The following is an 18,412-nucleotide window of genomic DNA, read 5'->3' on the forward strand; positions in this document are numbered from 1 at the left end:
TGTCCCGCGCCGCGCCATTATTCCCCGAATTCTTTGAATCCAAGCCCGGAGTAGAATCATGAACAAACATTTACAACAAGTTAGAGATTTTCACCGGAAATTCGCTATCAAGCAGCCCGACGATGGCGAAATCGGGCATTTGTCCGACATGGATATTGTGATGCGCCAAGCCTTATTGCTGGATTGCGGTAGCGAGACATTTAAAGCCATTGCCAGCGGTGACCTCATCAAAATTTTGGCTGGGCTGGTGGATTTATCCTTTAATGCGCTGGCCGCCATCGCGTGCAGGGGCGATGAGGTGGTCAGTGTGTCCGCCAACTGGCGGCAAGATGGTTCAGTGCTTTCCGTGGTGCGGGTGCTGTCCGAGAAAATCAACCTATGTACTTCCGGCGAGACCGTGCATTATTCCGGCTTATATGCGATTTGCGTGCATTTGTCCCAGCGTTTCGTGAATGCCGATTTCGATGAAGCTTTTCAAATCGTGCATCAACAGTTGATGAGTGGGCGCGGCGGCGAGCGTTTGGATTTAAGTCCGGCACTATTCGAATAACTGCGAGTTTCACTATGGCAGAACAACGCTACACGCTGGGCTTCGTCGGCATAGGGCTGATGGGGCAACCGCTAAGCCTGCGGCTTCTGGCGGCGGGTTTTCAGCTCAATGTCTGGAATCGCACGGCTGCCAAATTGGATGTGGTTGCTGGTGCGGGTGCTAAGGTCTGCGGCAGTGTCGGTGAATTGGTAAAAGCCTCCGATGTTGTGATTTTGTGTCTGGCCGACACCATGGCCGTTGAAGAGGTGGTGACGGAACACATTATCGCCAACGGCGCTGCCGACAAACTGTTGATTGATTTATCCAGCATTCATCCGGAAACCACCCGACGCATGGCATCTCAATTGCAGACTGCCTGCGGCATGCGTTGGGTGGACGCGCCGGTATCCGGAGGCACGGCCGGCGCCGAGCAGGGTAGTTTGGCGATTATGGCCGGCGGTGCGGAACAAGACATTCAAATTGCCCGTGAAGTATTGCGGCCGCTGTATAGCCGTTTGACGCATATGGGGCCGGTCGGCAGTGGTCAGACCACTAAAATCTGCAATCAGATGATTGTCAGTTGCAATGTGTTAGTAATCGCGGAAATGATGGCCTTGGCAAAGTCGGCCGGCGTCGATGCTGCAAAAATTCCGGAAGCGCTGGCCGGTGGCTTTGCCGATTCCAAGCCACTGCAAATCGTCGGCCCGGAAATGGCGGATCAGCGTTTCGAACCGGTGAAGTGGCGCGTCAAAACCTTATTGAAAGATTTAAATATGGCTGTCGATTTAGCGGGCAAACAGGGGAGTGCGATACCGATGTCCGGCTTGGCGGCGCAACTGATGCAATTGCACGGTAGTAGCGGCTTTTTGGACCAAGACCCCTCGACACTGATCAAGCTGTACGCCCAAGACTAATGCTGCGCTTTACCGCCAATCTGAGTTTATTGTTTACCGAACGGCCGTTGCCGGAACGGTTTCAGGCTGCTAAACAGTGCGGTTTCGACGCAGTGGAAATCCAGTTTCCCTACTCGCTGCGAGTCGAACAAATCGGTGACCTATTAGCTCAACAGGACTTAAAGTTGGTGTTGTTCAATGTCGATGCCGATACCTTGCTGCAGGGCGGCGAGGGTTTGGCGGCGGTTCCGGAAAAACGCGAGCAATTTAAAGCCGCGGTGGAGCAGACGCTGGCTTATGCCGAACGATTAAAGCCCCGTGTTATTAACGTGTTACCGGGTCGCTGTTTCGACCCACAACGCTTGGGCGAATATCAAACTACCTTTTGCGAGAATCTGGCTTACGCCGCCGCAGCGTTTGCCGAGTTGGGTATCAAAACCGTATTCGAGGCGGTCAATAGCCACGACATGCCAGGTTTTATCGTCGACACCGGCGACAAAATGCTGGATGTGCTAAAGCAAATCGGCCATCCGAACTTATTCATGCAATACGACATTTATCACATGAGTCGGATGGGCGAAGATTGCGCCGGATTTTTGCGCCAACATATGGATAGAATCGGGCATATTCAATTTGCCGACTCTCCAGGCCGCGGCCAGCCCGGCACAGGTGTTGTGGATTTTAAAACCTTGTTCGAGGTTATCGCCACGTCGGACTATCAAGGTTGGGTGGGTGCCGAGTACCGGCCGACGATTGAGACCGCTGTCAGTTTGGAATGGTTGAAAACCTACGCGGTGAAATAATCGGGCGGTATAATCTCGCTGCCTTACTCACCTGTTGATTGCCATGTCCAAACATAATTTCACGATACATCACGCCAGTTTGATCGTCTCCGATACCGAGCAATCGCTGCTTTTTTACCGCGATGTGTTAGGAATGGAGCAGACCGAACGGCCGAATCTACCGTTCCCAGGCGCCTGGCTGCAAATTGGTGCGCAGCAAATTCATTTGTTGGAATTGGAAAATCCCGATCCCACCACCGGCAGGCCGGCGCATGGCGGCCGTGATCGGCATGTGGCGATGCATATCGATTCGGTTGATGCTCTACGCGAAGATCTGGAGCGGGCCGGTACGGCGTACACGCTGAGTATCTCCGGCCGTAAGGCGCTGTTTTGCCGGGATAGAGACGGCAATGCGCTGGAGTTTATCGAGCGGCCTTGAGAGTCATGTTCGGACGGCTTTTTTTCGGCGGACTACTGATAGGCAGCCTGGCGATGCTGCTGTTTGTGCTGGGGTTTGTCTGTTTGCAGTTTGGCTTGGTTTTGTTGATGGGGCTGTTTTATCTGTTAGCCAGTAAATTGATGTTACTGGCTTTGGGCCTGCTGGCTTTGCTGGGCGTGATGACCTTATTTAAAGCGGTTTACCGCGAGCTGCGTGGGTACTTCAGTCGCGAATCGGCGGCGGTACGGCAGCTGTTGTCTTTGCAGATTCGTCGGCAAAATATTGAGCGGCGCCAGGCTGCGGAATGCCGGCAGTTGAGCTATCTGAGCAGATTCAAGCGGCAACGCCTGCTGGTAGCCGATAACCGCAAACAGGCCAGGGCCTTGTTCGCGGTAATTAGCGATGAATTGCAAGCGGTGCGGGCGCAACTGCCGGCCGCTCGATATAAAAATCTGCGCAAAGCCTTGCGTACCTATCGTAAACAAGCCGATGCTGCGGCCATGCTGGCTTTACGCCAACAACTGCATGTCGTCGATTAGTCGTTGGCTGGGTGATGCGCTGGCGTTTTTGCGGCGCAGTCGCGACGACAATTTGCAATGGCATTTATCCAGGCATGAAGATGTCGTCGAACTGCGGCAAACCAAGGCGCTGGCGGAGCAGGCCTTGGTGGCACAGCTGAAAAAACAGTCGCAGCAATTGGCGCACGAGCTGGCCGTCAACAAAGCTCGGAATAGCAATGAGCTGGCGATGGTGAAAACCCAATGTCAGCAGGATTTAAAAGACTATCAGCAATATCTGCAATCGCTGGATAAGCTGAAGGAGTCTTTGCGCACCAGTTACGCGCATCTGCCGGAAGCTGTGGCCTTCACTATTCACCATCACGCCAAGCAGTTATTGAATCGAATGTGGGATGCCCAAGAACCGCAGGAAAAAATGAAAATTGAAATGCAGTTGTTGCAGTTCATGACGGCGGTGCATGAAGATAGCCAGGCGTCTTTGCAAGGCGAGGGCAACGACGGTTTGCCGCAGCGGGCACTGGCTTTTATTGATGCGGATTTGGCGGACTAAATTGGCTGGAAATAGCCTTCAATGTCTCTAACCATTTTCTTGTTCAACGCAAACATCACCACGTGATCCCCTTCCGCGAATACGGTGTCGTGATGCACCGGAATCACTTCCTTTTCCCGAATCAGCGCGCCTAAAATCACGCCGTCCGGTAAATTGACCTGATCTACCCGCAAGCCCACCACGGAGCTGGAGTTCTTACTACGGTGAGCAATGGCTTCGATCGCTTCCGCACTCCCACCGCATACCGAGCTGACGCCGACTACGTCGCCTTTGCGCACGTGTTTCAGAATGCCGCCCAAGGTTTCCAGTTTCGGTTGAATCGCCAGATCGATTTCGGTGCCGTCCAGCAATTTCAGGTATGAATTATTGTTAATCAGGCAGATCGCCTTTTTGGCGCCGAGTTTTTTCGCCAGGCCGGCGGCAATCAGGTTGATGCCGTCGTTATTGGTAATCGCGCAGAACAAATCAATGTCTTCGATCATTTCTTCCTGCAGTAGCGATTCGTCGGTACAGTCGCCGTGTAGAATTAAGGTGTTACGCAAATCGTTAGATATCTCCCGCGCGCGCTCGATGTCTTGTTCGATGACTTTGACGTGGTAGTTTTTTTCCAAGGCAATGGCCAGCCGCTTGCCGACGTGGCCGCCGCCGGCCAGCATAATGGTTTTGATCGGCGATTCCAGTTTATGCAGATCCACCAGGGTTTTACGAACCTTATCGCGTGGGCAGACAAAGAATACTTCGTCGCCGGTAGCAATCACCGCCTCGCCGTTTACCGCGATGGCTTTGCCGTCGCGGAAAATCGCCGCGACCCGGATCATGCTGTCGGCCAGTTTTTCTTTGACGGCGTGGATGCGTTTGCCGGTCAGAAAGCCGGTCGGTACCACGCGAATCGAAAACAGCCTGACCAAGCCGTCGGCAAACTCGGACACATGCAGCGCGCCGGGGTATTTGATCAGGTTGTGGATGGATTCGGTGACAACCTGCTCAGGGCTGATGACAATATCAATACCGCCCGGGGCAAATAATTCCGGATGGTTGAGAAAATCGATGGCGCGCACTCGGGCGATGGTTTTGGGTTTGCTATACAGGGTGTTGATCACCTGACAGGCCAGCATATTGGTCTCGTCGCGGTCGGTAACGGCAATCACCATGTCGGCGTCCTGAATTCCGGCTTGTTCCAGCACGCTGGGATGGGCCGCGTTACCTTCGACGGTGGCTATATCCAGGCGGCCTTTTAATGCGGTGAGCAAGTGGGCATTTTTATCGATAACGACAATATCGTTTTCTTCACTGGCCAATGCGCCGGCAACCGAAGAGCCGGTCACACCGGCACCGAGAATCACTATTTTCATAAATTGTTAAAGCCAGTAATGATGTCGAATGCTTGCCGCCACAAGGGCCGAAGCCGGCGAATTATACGCTGATCGATAGGCTTGTCCATGTTCCAGCGAGTGCTAACTTTGCGGCGATGGAAATCGCCGGATGATGCAGTTAGGCTGCGGCTGCCAAGCAAAAATCCTGTTTTAAATAGCCGATTTACAAAAACAGGCTGGTGAATAGTCTCAGCTTGCCGGGCTTGTTTTCTGGTCACAGCCGCCCCATACCGTTTATAATCGCAAACTTTGGTTCACTCTCACTCTGGAAATATCATGCTGGGTAAGCTGGTTAAATTGGTAGTTGGCAGCCGCAACGACAGGCTGGTCAAGAAGAAACGCAAGCTAGTCAAGAAAGTCAATGCTCTGGCCGCCGAATACGAAAAATTATCCGATGCGGCGTTACAAGCCAAGACGCAGGAATTTCGCGACCGCCTGGCCCAAGGCGAAAACTTAGACAATTTACTCCCAGAAGCCTTTGCCGCTGTGCGGGAAGCCTCGACCCGTGTATTTGGCATGCGGCATTTCGACGTGCAGTTGATTGGCGGCATGGTCTTGCACAGTGGCAAGATAGCCGAGATGAAAACCGGTGAGGGTAAAACCCTGATGGCGACCTTGGCCGCCTACTTGAATGCCTTGCCCGGTAAAGGCGTGCATGTCGTTACCGTCAATGATTACTTGGCCCGCCGCGACGCGGAATGGATGGGCAAATTATACGGTTTCCTGGGCTTGACCACCGGTGTCATCGTCAGCGATTTGACGCACGAGCAACGCCAGGTTGCCTATGCAGCGGATATTACCTACGGCACCAACAACGAATTTGGTTTCGATTACCTGCGTGACAACATGGCCTTCAGCCTGGAACAAAAAGTCCAGCGCGATCTGAATTTTGCCATCGTCGACGAGGTTGACTCTATTTTGATCGACGAAGCCAGAACGCCGTTGATCATCTCCGGCCAGGCGGAAGGCAGTACCGATATTTACCTGAAGACCAATCAAATCATTCCCTACCTGACCAAACAGGAAAAAGCCGACGACCCGGAAAAACAGGATCAAATGCCCGGCGATTATGCGGTGGACGAAAAATCGCGGCAGATTCATCTGACCGAAGCCGGCTATGAGCACGTTGAGCGGTTGTTGGCGGAGCACGGCTTGATAGCCGACGGCTCCACACTATACGAAGCCGCCAATATCCGCTTGATGCACTATTTGAACGCATCGCTGAGAGCTCACGTACTTTTCCAAAAAGACGTGGATTATGTAGTGAAGGACGGTCAGGTTATCATCGTCGACGAATTTACCGGCCGGATGATGAGCGGCCGGCGTTGGTCCGAGGGTTTGCATCAAGCGATGGAAGCCAAGGAAAACGTGACTATTCAAAACGAAAACCAAACGCTGGCTTCGATTACCTTCCAGAATTATTTCCGTCTTTACAACAAATTATCCGGTATGACCGGTACTGCGGATACCGAAGCGTTTGAGTTGAACAAAATCTACGGCCTGGAAGTGGTGGTTATTCCTACCCACAGACCGATGATTCGTAAAGATAAGGGCGATTTGGTTTATCTGTCCGCGCGGGAAAAATACAAGGCTGTCATCGAAGACATCAAAGATTGCGTGCAGCGCGGCCAACCGGTGTTGGTGGGTACGACGTCGATCGAAAACTCTGAATTGATTTCCCGGATGCTGCAACAACAAAACATCCGCCATGAAGTCTTGAATGCCAAGCAGCACGAGCGCGAAGCCCACATTATCGAAAATGCCGGTATGCCGGGCGCCGTCACGATTGCTACGAATATGGCCGGTCGCGGTACCGACATCGTGTTGGGTGGCAATCTGAATGCCGAACTGGCTGCCTTGGGACCGGATGCCAGCGAAGCCGATAAAGAGCGGGTGCGTGCTACTTGGCAGGAAAGACATGAAAAAGTCTTGGCAAGCGGCGGTCTGCATGTGATCGGCTCGGAACGCCACGAGTCGCGGCGGATCGACAACCAATTGCGTGGCCGTTCCGGTCGGCAGGGCGATCCGGGTTCGACCCGTTTTTATCTGTCGCTGGAAGACGATTTGATGCGGATTTTCGCGTCCGAGCGCGTCGCCAGCTTGATGCAAAAACTGGGTATGGAAGAAGGCGAAGCGATTGAGCATCCTTGGGTGACTCGTTCCATCGAAAGCGCGCAACGCAAAGTCGAGAATCGTAACTTTGATATTCGCAAAGAAATTTTGGCTTACGACGACGTCGCCAACGATCAGCGCAAGGTTATTTACGCGCAGCGCAATGAGTTGATGGCTGCCGAAGACATCAACGACATTATCAACGCGATTCGTGCTGACGTGTTGAACGACGTCATCACCGAATACATTCCGCCGAAAACCATGGAAGAGCAATGGGATGTGCGTGGATTGGAAACCCATTTGCAGCAAGAATTTAATCTGCAGATGCCGCTAGTGGAAATGCTGGAGCACGACCGTACCCTGAATGAAGCGAAATTGCGCCGGCTGATTATCGAAAAAGCCGAGCAAGAAAGCCGCGCCCGTGAAGAGGCCGTAGGTGTGCAAGTGCTAAGGCATTTCGAGAAATCCGTGATGTTGCAAGTGCTGGATAATAGCTGGAAAGAACATCTGGCGGCGATGGACCAATTGCGCCAAGGTATTCATTTCAGAGGCTATGCGCAAAAAGACCCCAAGCAGGAATACAAGCGCGAGTCGTTCCAAATGTTTACCGGCCTGTTGACGCATATCAAGCAGGAAGTGGTGGGTATACTCGCCAAGGTACAAGTGGCGCGAGAAGAAGACGTGCAGGCGATCGACGAACAACGCCAAGCACCGCTGGAAATGCACTACGAACACGCGGAAGCCCACTCCATTTTTGAAGAAGAGCCCGTGGCACCAGCAGCTCAGCCAGACTCAGACCCGGAGAACGCGGAGCAGCCTTTTGTCAGACTCGGCAACAAAGTGGGCCGTAACGACCCATGCCCCTGCGGTTCCGGTAAAAAGTACAAGCAATGCCACGGCAAGTTGAACTAATGTTTAACCGCGGCGCCCCAAACCGGGCGTCGCGGCTGCCCGACAATTTGATTTAGAGGGCCTTTGGCATCGCTTTCAGCCTTGCAAAATCAGCGGCCCACGGCCTTTAATTTTCACTGTCCTCAAGGGTAAGTACTATGCCGCATAGAGTCTTTAATAAGAGTAATCCCGCCGCCGATATTACCAAGCTCCCCAAGTTGGGCATGGAAAAAAAGCATTTCATCGCCGACTTCAAACACTACTACAGTCATCGGCTCGGGCGCGATGAAAATTGCCGTTCTCCGCATTACGCCTACGAAGCCTTGTCTTTGGCGATCAGCGACCGTTTGGTCGAACGCTGGAAGAAAACCTACAACGTCTATCGCGACTCCGATTGTAAAAAAGCCTTCTATCTGTCTATGGAATTTTTGATGGGGCGTTCTTTGAGCAACGCCATGTTGAATCTCGGGGTTGACGATATTGTCACGCAAGCCTTGTATGATTTGGGTTTGGAAGCCGAGGAACTCATCGAGAGCGAGCCGGACGCAGGTTTGGGTAATGGCGGCTTGGGACGCTTGGCGGCATGTTTCATCGATAGTTGTGCCACCTTGCAACTACCGGTCACGGGCTACGGTTTGCGTTATGAATACGGCATGTTTTCGCAACAAATCGTCAATGGTGAGCAGGTCGAGAAACCCGATCATTGGTTGCGGATGGGCAATGTCTGGGAAATAGAACGTCCGGAATACATGCACCGCATCAAATTCGGCGGCCACACCCAAACCCACATCGATGAAAAAGGCAACAAGCGCACCAGTTGGTTGGATACCCATGATGTGATTGCCATGCCTTACGACACGCCGGTGCCTGGCTATAAAAACGGTACGGTCAATACTCTGCGCTTGTGGAAAGCCATCGCCACGGAAGAATTCAATTTGCAGGAATTCAATGCCGGTGATTACGCCGAAGCCGTGGCCGAGAAAAACACCGCTGAAAACATTACGATGGTGTTGTATCCCAACGATGCCAACGAAAACGGCAAAGCCTTGCGCCTGCAACAGCAATATCTGTTGGCCTCCGCGAGTTTGCAGGACGTCATCGCCAACTGGGTGGGGCGCCACGGTAATAATTTCAGTAAATTTGCCGAGAAAAACTGCTTTCAGCTCAACGACACCCATCCCAGCATCGCGGTGGCCGAGCTGATGCGCTTGTTGATGGATATTCACGGTTTACCTTGGAAAGAAGCCTGGAACATCACGCGGCAAACGATGGCCTACACCAATCATACCTTGTTGCCCGAGGCCTTGGAAAAATGGTCGGTTAATCTGATGCAGCATTTGCTGCCGCGCTTGATGGAAATTATTTTTGAAATCAACGCACACTTCATGGCTGAAGTGTCGGCGCGTTGGCCTGGCGACAATCCCCGCATGGCGCGGATGTCCATCATCGAAGAGGGTTATCAAAAACAGGTGCGGATGGCATTTTTGGCTATCGTCGGCAGTTTTTCTGTCAACGGTGTCGCCGAGCTGCATTCCAAGCTGTTGCAGGAAGGCTTGTTTAAAGATTTTTATGAGCTCTGGCCGCAAAAATTTAATAACAAAACTAACGGTGTGACCCCTAGACGCTGGCTGGCCGGCTGTAATCCGGAATTGGCTGAGTTTATCACCGCAACTATTGGTGACGGCTGGATTACCGACCTGTCTCAGCTGTCCAAATTAGCGCCTTATGCCGAGGACGCGGCGTTCAGGCAAAAATGGTACGACTTGAATCGGGCCAGTAAACAACGTTTGGTTGACTACAAAAAAGAAGAACATGACATTGAAATCAATGTCGATGCTTTGTTTGATGTGCAGGTTAAACGTATCCACGAATACAAGCGGCAAATTTTGAATGTGCTGCATGTGATTCATCTCTATGATCGGATTAAACGTGGCGATACGCAAAACTGGGTGGATCGTTGCGTCTTGATCGGCGGCAAGGCGGCCCCTGGCTATGTCATGGCGAAAAAAATCATCAAGCTGATAAACAATGTCGGCAATGTCATTAATGAAGATCCGGAAGTAGGCAACAAGCTGAGATTGGTGTTTATGCCCAATTACTGCGTATCGGCGATGGAAAAAATCTGTCCGGGCGCGGATTTGTCGGAACAAATTTCGACTGCCGGCAAGGAAGCGTCCGGTACCGGGAATATGAAATTTATGATGAACGGCGCGCTGACCATCGGTACCTTGGACGGTGCCAACATCGAAATTCGTGAAGAGGTCGGTGCCGACAATTTCTTCCTGTTCGGCTTGACCGAAACCGAAGTGGAGGCGATGCGGCCGCATTACGATCCACAATGGTTCATCAATCAGGACAGCGATTTACAAGGCGTGATGCGCTTGCTGGAATGCGGGCATTTCAATCAGTTTGAGCCGGGGATTTTCGACGACATCATTGCTTCGATTAAAAGTCCGCACGATCCTTGGATGACTATCGCCGATTTCCGCAGCTATCTGGAAGCACAGAAGCGCGTCGAGCAAACTTGGCGTGATCAAGAGCGCTGGACCAAAATGAGTATTCTCAACACCGCGGCCAGCGGTAAGTTTTCCACCGATAGAACGATTAGCGAATACAACCGCGAGATTTGGAAGCTGTCGCCGGTGGACGTGGAAAAATACTGAAACAATGCTGGATATTGTCTTGTTCGAGCCGGAAATACCGGCCAATACCGGCAATATCATCCGTTTATGCGCTAATACCGGTGCGCATCTGCATTTAATCCAGCCCTTGGGCTTTGATCTGGACGACAAACGTCTGCGTCGCGCCGGGCTGGATTATCATGAATGGGTGAACATCCGCCAGTACGGTTCCCTGCACGATTACGTCGAAAAAGCCAAGCCCCAACGTTTATTTGCTTTAACCACCAAAGGCCACACCGGTTACAGTGAGGTGCGATACAAAGCGGGAGATGCCTTGTTATTCGGTCCGGAAACCCGTGGCTTACCGGCCGGATTTCTCAGTCAACATTCGACCGCGCTGCAACTGTATTTGCCGATGAGTAAGGAAAGCCGCAGTCTTAATCTCTCCAATACCGTGGCGATAGTGCTTTATGAAGCCTGGAAGCAATTGAATTTTGTGGATGCGGCGCGCTGACTTGATGACGGTTTAGCGGGCCGGTTTTCAGCGGCCGCAGCAACGTTTAAATTTCTTGCCGCTGCCGCACGGACAAGGCGCGTTTTTGCCGGTATCCGTACTTGCCGCAACTTTGCCTGCGGCTTTGATGACGCCGTCCAGATAAAGCCAACGGGAATTGGATTTAACGAAGCGACTGATTTCGTGCATGAAATAGTCTTCGCCGTCTTGTCGGTAAAAAGCCTTAAACTCGACAATGCCCTTGCTGTCGTGGGCGCTGCCTTTTTTAGTGCTGGCTATCGCCAGTTTTTGCCATTGCGCGGTTTCCTTGGAAAAGTCGATGGCTGCCGGCCGTTTGCTGGTATCCCAAGTATTCAATAAATAGTCCACATCGCGCCGGGCATAGGCACTAAAACGCGAGCGCATCAAGGCTTCCGCAGTCGGTGGATTGTGTTCTCCGCTGTGATAGCGGCCGCAGCAATCGGCATAATCGAGGCCGGAGCCGCATAAACAGGTTTCTAGTGGGTCGGTGATTGTCGTCATAACGGCGGATTTTACCGAAATAGACAAGCCAAAAGCCAATCTTAGCCGCTCTCGGCGGAACGTATCCGCGCACTGACAGCGCTTTTAGATGATGGGGGCTGGGCTTGTTATGATAAATCTCTAAGCTTTGGGGTTTTACGATCAGCGTATTTTCAGGAGGCCGGATTGAAAGTCGCATTAAACACACAAATTTTTCTGGGTGCCGTATTCGGCGTAGCGTTGGGCATGGGATTCGCCAAGTTGGGACCGGACGCCGCGCTCAGCAAACAAGGTATTTACGTTTGCGGTCTATTGAGTACTTTATTCATGGATTTGTTGAAAATGGTGTTGGTGCCTTTGGTGTTTACCTCCATTGCGGTTGGGGTGGCAAATTTGCGCATGCACGGCCAATTGCATCAAGTCTGGCTGTCTACCTTGGTTTTTTTTATGGTTTCTATGGCTCTGGCTATCCTGCTGGGCGTGGCGGCGGCAAATATATTCGAGCCCGGAAAAGGTTTGAATCTAGACTTATTCAATAACGCTGTTCCCAACTTCGCCGCCAAGCAAATGAGCTTTGCGCAATTTGTAGCCAGCTTCCTGCATGGCTTATTCGTTAACCCGTTTGCCGCACTAGCGCAGGCCAATATCCTGCCCATCGTGATGTTTGCACTGTTGTTGGGGATTGCTTTGGTAGTGGGAGGGGATCGTTACCGCAATATCTTGCTGCTATTGCAGGAAGGCTTGGAGTTAATGCTGCGCTTGGTCGGCTGGATTATGCGGCTGGCCCCGTTCGGCATCATGGCTTTGCTGGCGCAGTTGCTGGCGACGCAAAATATGGCCTTGTTAAGCAGTTTGGCGGAATTTGTCGCGGTGGTCATTGGCACCACCATGCTGCATGGCTTGGTCGTGTTGCCTTTGTTGTTAGGTATAGTTGCCAAGGTTTCGCCGCTGAAGTTTTTCCTGGGCGCCAGGGAAGCCTTAATCACCGCATTTGCCACCAGTTCCAGCTCTGCCACATTGCCCGTCACCTTGCGTTGCGTTGAACAGCATTTGCACGTCAAACCCGGTATTGCCGGTTTCGTGGTGCCGCTGGGTGCCACGGTCAATATGGACGGCACCGCGCTCTACGAAGCTGCCGCTGCGTTATTTGTCGCGAATTTAGCCGGCATAGAGCTGGATTTGGCGCAACAATTGATCGTGTGTTTTACCACGATGATCGCCGCCATGGGCGCGCCGGGCATCCCCAGCGCCGGCATGGTGACCATGATGATGGTGTTGCAATCGGTTGGTCTCCCGACCGAAGCCATTACGATACTGTTACCCATAGACCGCATACTGGATACGGTGCGGACCATGGTCAACGTCGAGGGCGATATGGTGGGTTGCATAGTGGTACAGCGCTTGACGGATCGCTAGTTTTTTCTGCGGTTTATGAATGGATTACCCGATTGCGGCCGCTTTGCTTGGCTTTATACAAGGCGTTATCTGCGCGGACGATAAAGCTTTCCGGATTATCGCCGGATTGCAATCTGGCAACGCCTATCGACAAGGTGATTTTGCCCAGCGACTGGTTGTCGTTTTTGCGTTGCAAGCGGCTGGCTGCCATCGCGGTGCGAATATTTTCGGAGATTTCTACCGCCTTTTCGTGGCTGGTGTTGGGCATGATAATCGCCAGTTCCTCACCGCCGTAACGCGCAACGTGATGATGTTCCTCGGCGTGTTTCTTCATTAAATTCGCTACATATTTAATGACATTGTCGCCGATAGTGTGGCCGTAAGTGTCGTTAATGCGTTTGAAATGGTCTATGTCCAGCATCGACAGGCACGCGGTATCGGGTGCGGATTGTTCGATGATTTCTGCCAAGGTCATGTCGAACGCGCGCCGATTCAACAAGCCGGTTAAACCGTCGGTGGTAGCGATTTGTCTGGCTTGAGCCAGCTCGGTGCGCAATTGCTCCATTTCTTGGTTGGCTTCGGTCAGCTTGGTTTGCATGGCCTGACTGGTCATCGCCAGCGCTTTGGTTTCCTGAATGATTTCTTCCAAGATGGTTTTCAAGCCGTCTGAAGCGGAGAAAGTTTCCAAGATGATTGATTTTTTCTGAAAGCTGTCGTTGGTCTCTTCGGCCTTGTTGTAAGTTTCGTTGATCGCGCTAGTGGCTTGCTCGATGACTTTGTGCAGTTGCCGGTTGATTTGCTCGAAAGATTCCAAAGACGCATTACAAATGTGTGATTTGTAAAGCTCGACGCTGTTGTCGTAATCGAAGGCCTTGTTTTCGGCGAGCAACGAGTCGACTGCTTTGTTTAAGCTCGGGTTTCCGCCGGCCACATAGTCGTACCAAATAGCGTAGTTGATGGGATTGGCAGCAACGTTATGACGCATCAATAATGGCAGGATTTGTTTTAGATGGCCGGCGTTAACGCTCGGCGAGAAATCGTAAATCGGTATGTAAGTGGTGCCTTTACTCATCAGATTTTTGTCGATAAACGTATAACGGTTTAAGTACTGCTCGCGCCGGGATTGTTAACCCAGTCACTGCTTTCGATTGTTCCGTATCAATGCGCCGGGTTTAGCGCTTAGTAGAACGTGTCTTAAGGTAACTTGGATAATTGTGCTTGAAACACTATGAGCCTCCAGGCTTTCATTTTACGTAGTCATAAGCCTACATAAAGGTAACTTAAAACCGGGATTTTTCAATACATCCGGAAAATAAGCTGACGCACACAGTGTTTGCGGTTTGTGTGTAGGGGCCGGTTTTGAGGGGGTGAGTTTATCAGTGTAATTTTTTTCTAGAAATGGTTTGCGTGTACCGGCTGTTTTTCTAATGGCTGTCCGGAGAATGCAAACTCTTGGCAACTGCACGTGTGGCACGAGTATTTGCATCGCAAAGTTAACAAAACATTTTGCAGCAGCTCCAGTTTTGGATAGAATGCGCGTCCTTTAGTCGGGTGCTTAGCTCAGCTGGGAGAGCATCGCCCTTACAAGGCGAGGGTCGGGGGTTCGAACCCCTCAGCACCCACCAGACTATCGGAGGTTAAATGTAGAATCTCCCACGATTCTATTCGGTAATCTCAAGCGTCCCAATCAATACTCCTAAGGCAAGCGCTACGCCATCGTCGCAACGGATTCCTATTTTCGGCAAAATGGCAAGCTGGGTTTTGCCTTGCCATTGTTAGCTTTGCGGTTTAGCGAACTCTCCATTACTTCCAGCCCTTTGACTGGCCCAGGCCGAGCGCAACACCAGAACTGTCTGTCTTATTAACGCCATTTTCAATCCCCACGATAAACACCAAATGCAGTGGCGGTCCGCTGTTGTTAGGCGCGTCCGCATTCCGGGAATAATCGGTTGATACGGCAACCTCGACTCCTCCCGCGCCTGAGTAAACCATCCGCTCAATTCGAAATCTTATGGCTAGGCCATCTAATTAGGAAATTGAAATTAAATGCCGCCGCTAACTCCTTGAGTTAAAAAACAAAGCACGCAAGTGCGGCTATTTAGTAAAAATTTCCCGCTGACAACACAATATGTTGTGCTAGAATTTCAACATAGACACTATATGCAGTATATCGCCGGACTGTATTGTTTTCGGTTTTAATCCAATAAACATCAACATCTTAGCCGTGCCGGAGCGGCAAGATAGGCCTATAACCATTCAACTAGAAAAGGGAATCCACGAATGACCGCAAAACTTCATGTTGTGACACAAGACGCCACCGAAATCCCGCTGCAAAGTGCTTCCCTGGATATTTGGGACAGCAAATACCGCTTAAAAACCAAGGATGGCAAAGCGATTGACGAAACCATTGATGACACCTATAAGCGCGTCGCCAAGGCCCTGTCTAGTGTGGAGAAAACCAAGGCGCTGCAAGAAAAACACTACAAAGAATTTCTGTGGGCCTTGCGGAAAGGCGTGATCCCGGCCGGTCGCATCACCTCCAACGCCGGCGCTTTGGATCATAAACCGGCCACCTCCACCATCAACTGCACCGTATCCGGCATCATTGAAGATTCGATGGACGACATTTTGCACAAGGTTCACGAAGCCGGTCTGACCCTGAAAGCCGGTTGCGGCATCGGTTACGAATTTTCGACATTACGGCCGCGAGACGCTTATGTATCAGGCGCCGGCGCCTATACCTCCGGCCCGTTGTCGTTCATGGATATTTACGACAAGATGTGTTTCACCGTATCGTCGGCCGGCGGCCGCCGTGGCGCGCAAATGGCTACCTTCGACGTCGCCCATCCGGACGTGGTGGACTTTATCCGCGCCAAGCGTGAAGACGGCCGCTTGCGCCAGTTCAATTTGTCGCTGCTGATTACCAGCGAATTCGTCGAAGCCGTTAAAAGCAACGGCCAATGGCCGCTGTCTTTCCCGGTTACCGAACGCGAAGCCAATGCCGATAAACTGGATTTAACCGATACCGACAAAATCGTTTGGCGCGATCTGCCCAATAAAAAAGGCTATGTGGTCAACGAGGCCGGCTTGGTGGCTTGCCGCATTACCAAAGTCATGCCGGCCCGCCGCTTGTGGGACATCATCATGTCCTCCACTTACGATTACGCCGAACCGGGATTTATCTTGATCGACAAAGTCAACGAGATGAACAACAACTGGTTTTGTGAGCACATCCGCGCCACCAACCCTTGCGGCGAACAACCGCTGCCGCCTTACGGCAGTTGCTTGCTGGGCTCGATCAACCTGACCCGCTTCATCGATAAACCATTCTCCAAAGAAGCCCGCTTCGATTGGGAAGCTTATCGTAAAACTATTCGTATCTTTACCCGGATGCTGGATAACGTCGTCGAGATCAACGGCCTGCCTTTGGAAAAACAGCGCGAAGAAATCATTGGCAAACGCCGCCACGGCATGGGCTATTTAGGCTTGGGTTCCACCATTACTATGTTGGGCATGAAATACGGCAACGAAGAGTCTCTGGTATTTACCGAACAAGTCACCAAAGAGTTGGCTTTGGAAGGCTGGAAAGCCGGCCTGGAGCTCGCAAAAGAAAAGGGCCCGGCACCTATCATGGAGCAGTTATTCACCGTCACCGGCGAAATGCTGCACAAACGCCCGGAAATGACGGCGGACGGTTACAAACTGGGCGACCAAGTGCCCGGTAAAGTTTTGCACGCCAAATACAGCCGCTACATGCAAAAAGTCGCGCAGGAACTGCCGGAATTGGTCGCGGAACTGGCGGAAGTTGGCTGCCGCTTTACCCACCACAGTTCGATCGCGCCGACCGGCACCATCTCACTGTCGCTGGCCAACAACGCCAGCAACGGTATTGAACCGAGCTTTGCCCATCATTATTCGCGCAACGTAATCCGCGAAGGCAAAAAGTCCAAGGAAAAAATCGACGTGTTTTCCTTTGAATTGCTGGCCTACCGCGAACTGATCAACCCGCAAGCCATGCCATACAGCCAGGATCCGGCTCAGCAATTGCCGGATTATTTCATCGCTGCCGATGACATCAGCCCCAAACAGCATGTCGATATTCAAGCTGCTGCGCAACGCTGGATCGACTCGTCCATCTCGAAAACCGCCAACGTGCCGACCGATTATCCGTACGAAGACTTTAAGTCCATCTACGAATACGCCTACGACCAAGGCCTGAAAGGCTGCACTACCTTCCGCTTCAACCCGGAAGTGTTTCAGGGCGTGTTGGTCAAGGAATCCGACCTGGAAAACACCACCTACCAGTTCACCCTGGAAGACGGCCATGTGGTGGAATTTAAAGGCAACGAAGAAGTGGAATACGATGGCGAAACCCACACCGCTGCCAACTTGTTTGATGCTTTGAAAGAAGGCTATTACGGCAAGTTTTGATTTTTAAAAAATGTAGGTTGGGTTAGGCGTTAGCCGTAACCCAACACGACGGCAATTTTGGGTTACGCATGCGCTTTTATGCCCGGCCGGTAAACCCAAGCTACAGAATACGGAAAACCCATGACCCTACACAAAATCAACAAAAAAATCGTCGGCTACAAAGTGCTGACCAAAGAAAACCTGGAAGCAGCTGCCCAGGCGGAAGCCGAACTGGCAAAACCTTCACTGGAAGAAATGCACGAAAATCTGGCGCGCCCGGAGATGCTGCTGGGTTCCACCTATAAGATCAAAACCCCGCAGTCCGAGCACGCCCTGTACATCACCATCAACGACATCATCCTGAACGAAGGCACGGTGCATCAGGAACGCCGGCCTTACGAAATCTTCATCAACTCCAAAAACATGGAGCATTTTCAATGGGTACTGGCGCTGACCCGCTTGATTTCGGCAGTGTTTCGCAAGGGCGGTGACGCCACCTTTTTGGTGGAAGAAATGAAGGCGGTATTCGATCCGCAGGGCGGATATTTCAAAAAAGGTGGGGTATTCATGCCGTCCCTGGTGGCTGAGATCGGTCACGCCATCGAATCGCACATGAAACACATCGGCATGATCAAGCCGGAAAAACTCAGCGATCACCACCAGCAATTGGTCGACGAAAAGCGCCGGGAGTTTGAAGCGCAACATGGCACGACGGAGGGGCAGGCGTTTCCGGAAAAAGCGGTGTTGTGCGTGAAATGTTCGACTAAAGCGATGGTGTTGATGGATGGGTGTATGACTTGTTTGAATTGTGGGGAGTCGAAGTGTGGTTAATTTGGTGCGGTTCGTTATAATCCGACGATGATTGAGATAGCGACGACCGAGTA

General features: G+C 51.8%; 15 protein-coding genes and 1 tRNA gene. 13 read left to right on the plus strand and 3 right to left on the minus strand.

Annotated features, from left to right (window positions below):
- Window positions 1-58: 58 nt before the first annotated feature.
- The 6 genes from CWO84_RS22795 to CWO84_RS22820 are packed head-to-tail and all read left to right on the plus strand — an operon-like array spanning window position 59 to window position 3,711.
- Window positions 59-550 (plus strand): nucleoside triphosphate pyrophosphohydrolase family protein, encoded by a 492-nt coding sequence (locus CWO84_RS22795; protein ID WP_101055437.1) that lies wholly within the window; start codon window positions 59-61, stop codon window positions 548-550.
- A gap of 14 nt (window positions 551-564) precedes the next feature.
- Window positions 565-1,443 (plus strand): NAD(P)-dependent oxidoreductase, encoded by an 879-nt coding sequence (locus CWO84_RS22800; RefSeq protein ID WP_101055439.1) that lies wholly within the window; start codon window positions 565-567, stop codon window positions 1,441-1,443.
- Window positions 1,443-2,225, plus strand: a complete 783-nt coding sequence (locus CWO84_RS22805; protein ID WP_101055441.1) for a TIM barrel protein — start codon at window positions 1,443-1,445, stop codon at window positions 2,223-2,225. Before CWO84_RS22800 ends, CWO84_RS22805 begins: the two co-directional genes overlap by 1 nt.
- A gap of 43 nt (window positions 2,226-2,268) precedes the next feature.
- Window positions 2,269-2,643 (plus strand): VOC family protein, encoded by a 375-nt coding sequence (locus CWO84_RS22810; RefSeq protein WP_033155194.1) that lies wholly within the window; start codon window positions 2,269-2,271, stop codon window positions 2,641-2,643.
- A gap of 5 nt (window positions 2,644-2,648) precedes the next feature.
- On the plus strand, window positions 2,649-3,182 hold the full coding sequence (locus CWO84_RS22815; protein ID WP_101055449.1) for a hypothetical protein: 534 nt from the start codon (window positions 2,649-2,651) through the stop codon (window positions 3,180-3,182).
- A complete protein-coding gene (locus tag CWO84_RS22820; protein WP_101055451.1) occupies window positions 3,169-3,711 on the plus strand; it encodes a hypothetical protein in 543 nt (180 codons plus the stop codon). The genes CWO84_RS22815 and CWO84_RS22820 overlap by 14 nt, the downstream gene beginning before the upstream one ends.
- Here the strand turns inward: CWO84_RS22820 and trkA are convergent.
- Window positions 3,708-5,063: a Trk system potassium transporter TrkA gene (trkA, locus tag CWO84_RS22825; protein WP_033155191.1), complete on the minus strand. Its 1,356-nt coding sequence runs from the start codon at window positions 5,061-5,063 to the stop codon at window positions 3,708-3,710. The genes CWO84_RS22820 and trkA overlap by 4 nt on opposite strands.
- Before the next feature lie 297 nt (window positions 5,064-5,360).
- Between trkA and secA the strand changes: the two genes are divergently transcribed.
- The 3 genes from secA to trmL all read left to right on the plus strand — a co-directional run bounded on the left by secA (window position 5,361) and on the right by trmL (window position 11,222).
- Complete coding sequence (gene secA, locus CWO84_RS22835; protein ID WP_033155189.1) at window positions 5,361-8,108, plus strand: preprotein translocase subunit SecA; 2,748 nt, start codon at window positions 5,361-5,363, stop codon at window positions 8,106-8,108.
- A gap of 137 nt (window positions 8,109-8,245) precedes the next feature.
- Entirely contained in the window at window positions 8,246-10,750 is a 2,505-nt protein-coding gene (locus CWO84_RS22840) for a glycogen/starch/alpha-glucan phosphorylase (protein ID WP_101055453.1), read from the plus strand.
- A gap of 4 nt (window positions 10,751-10,754) precedes the next feature.
- Window positions 10,755-11,222, plus strand: a complete 468-nt coding sequence (gene trmL, locus CWO84_RS22845) for a tRNA (uridine(34)/cytosine(34)/5-carboxymethylaminomethyluridine(34)-2'-O)-methyltransferase TrmL (RefSeq protein WP_101055455.1) — start codon at window positions 10,755-10,757, stop codon at window positions 11,220-11,222.
- A gap of 27 nt (window positions 11,223-11,249) precedes the next feature.
- On the opposite strand, the gene CWO84_RS22850 is transcribed toward trmL, so the two are convergent.
- Window positions 11,250-11,744, minus strand: a complete 495-nt coding sequence (locus CWO84_RS22850) for a YchJ family protein (protein WP_033155733.1) — start codon at window positions 11,742-11,744, stop codon at window positions 11,250-11,252.
- A 165-nt stretch (window positions 11,745-11,909) separates the two neighbouring features.
- Between CWO84_RS22850 and CWO84_RS22855 the strand changes: the two genes are divergently transcribed.
- Window positions 11,910-13,139 (plus strand): dicarboxylate/amino acid:cation symporter, encoded by a 1,230-nt coding sequence (locus CWO84_RS22855; protein ID WP_033155186.1) that lies wholly within the window; start codon window positions 11,910-11,912, stop codon window positions 13,137-13,139.
- A gap of 13 nt (window positions 13,140-13,152) precedes the next feature.
- On the opposite strand, the gene CWO84_RS22860 is transcribed toward CWO84_RS22855, so the two are convergent.
- Window positions 13,153-14,190: a GGDEF domain-containing protein gene (locus tag CWO84_RS22860; protein ID WP_101055457.1), complete on the minus strand. Its 1,038-nt coding sequence runs from the start codon at window positions 14,188-14,190 to the stop codon at window positions 13,153-13,155.
- Between the two features lie 477 nt (window positions 14,191-14,667).
- Between CWO84_RS22860 and CWO84_RS22865 the strand changes: the two genes are divergently transcribed.
- From CWO84_RS22865 to CWO84_RS22875, 3 genes are all read left to right on the plus strand, one after another.
- Window positions 14,668-14,743, plus strand: a tRNA-Val gene (locus CWO84_RS22865).
- Window positions 14,744-15,398: 655 nt separating this feature from the next.
- Window positions 15,399-17,549, plus strand: a complete 2,151-nt coding sequence (locus tag CWO84_RS22870; protein WP_033155184.1) for an adenosylcobalamin-dependent ribonucleoside-diphosphate reductase — start codon at window positions 15,399-15,401, stop codon at window positions 17,547-17,549.
- A 120-nt stretch (window positions 17,550-17,669) separates the two neighbouring features.
- Window positions 17,670-18,359 carry an NrdJb gene (locus tag CWO84_RS22875; protein ID WP_033155183.1) on the plus strand — a complete coding sequence of 230 codons (690 nt, stop codon included), beginning with the start codon at window positions 17,670-17,672 and terminating at the stop codon, window positions 18,357-18,359.
- The last annotated feature ends 53 nt before the right edge of the window (window positions 18,360-18,412 follow it).

Source organism: Methylomonas sp. Kb3, assembly GCF_002834115.1.
In the GTDB taxonomy this organism is placed as follows: Bacteria; Pseudomonadota; Gammaproteobacteria; order Methylococcales; family Methylomonadaceae; genus Methylomonas; species Methylomonas defluvii.

Coding starts and splice junctions, on each gene's coding strand:
- CWO84_RS22815 (WP_101055449.1), top strand. CDS start 2,649: ATGTTCGGACGGCTTTTTTTCGGCGGACTACTGATAGGCAGCCTGGCG.
- CWO84_RS22875 (WP_033155183.1), top strand. CDS start 17,670: ATGACCCTACACAAAATCAACAAAAAAATCGTCGGCTACAAAGTGCTG.
- CWO84_RS22820 (WP_101055451.1), top strand. CDS start 3,169: ATGTCGTCGATTAGTCGTTGGCTGGGTGATGCGCTGGCGTTTTTGCGG.
- secA (WP_033155189.1), top strand. CDS start 5,361: ATGCTGGGTAAGCTGGTTAAATTGGTAGTTGGCAGCCGCAACGACAGG.
- CWO84_RS22795 (WP_101055437.1), top strand. CDS start 59: ATGAACAAACATTTACAACAAGTTAGAGATTTTCACCGGAAATTCGCT.
- CWO84_RS22800 (WP_101055439.1), top strand. CDS start 565: ATGGCAGAACAACGCTACACGCTGGGCTTCGTCGGCATAGGGCTGATG.
- CWO84_RS22840 (WP_101055453.1), top strand. CDS start 8,246: ATGCCGCATAGAGTCTTTAATAAGAGTAATCCCGCCGCCGATATTACC.
- CWO84_RS22805 (WP_101055441.1), top strand. CDS start 1,443: ATGCTGCGCTTTACCGCCAATCTGAGTTTATTGTTTACCGAACGGCCG.
- CWO84_RS22850 (WP_033155733.1), bottom strand. CDS start 11,744: ATGACGACAATCACCGACCCACTAGAAACCTGTTTATGCGGCTCCGGC.
- CWO84_RS22810 (WP_033155194.1), top strand. CDS start 2,269: ATGTCCAAACATAATTTCACGATACATCACGCCAGTTTGATCGTCTCC.
- CWO84_RS22860 (WP_101055457.1), bottom strand. CDS start 14,190: ATGAGTAAAGGCACCACTTACATACCGATTTACGATTTCTCGCCGAGC.
- CWO84_RS22870 (WP_033155184.1), top strand. CDS start 15,399: ATGACCGCAAAACTTCATGTTGTGACACAAGACGCCACCGAAATCCCG.
- trkA (WP_033155191.1), bottom strand. CDS start 5,063: ATGAAAATAGTGATTCTCGGTGCCGGTGTGACCGGCTCTTCGGTTGCC.
- trmL (WP_101055455.1), top strand. CDS start 10,755: ATGCTGGATATTGTCTTGTTCGAGCCGGAAATACCGGCCAATACCGGC.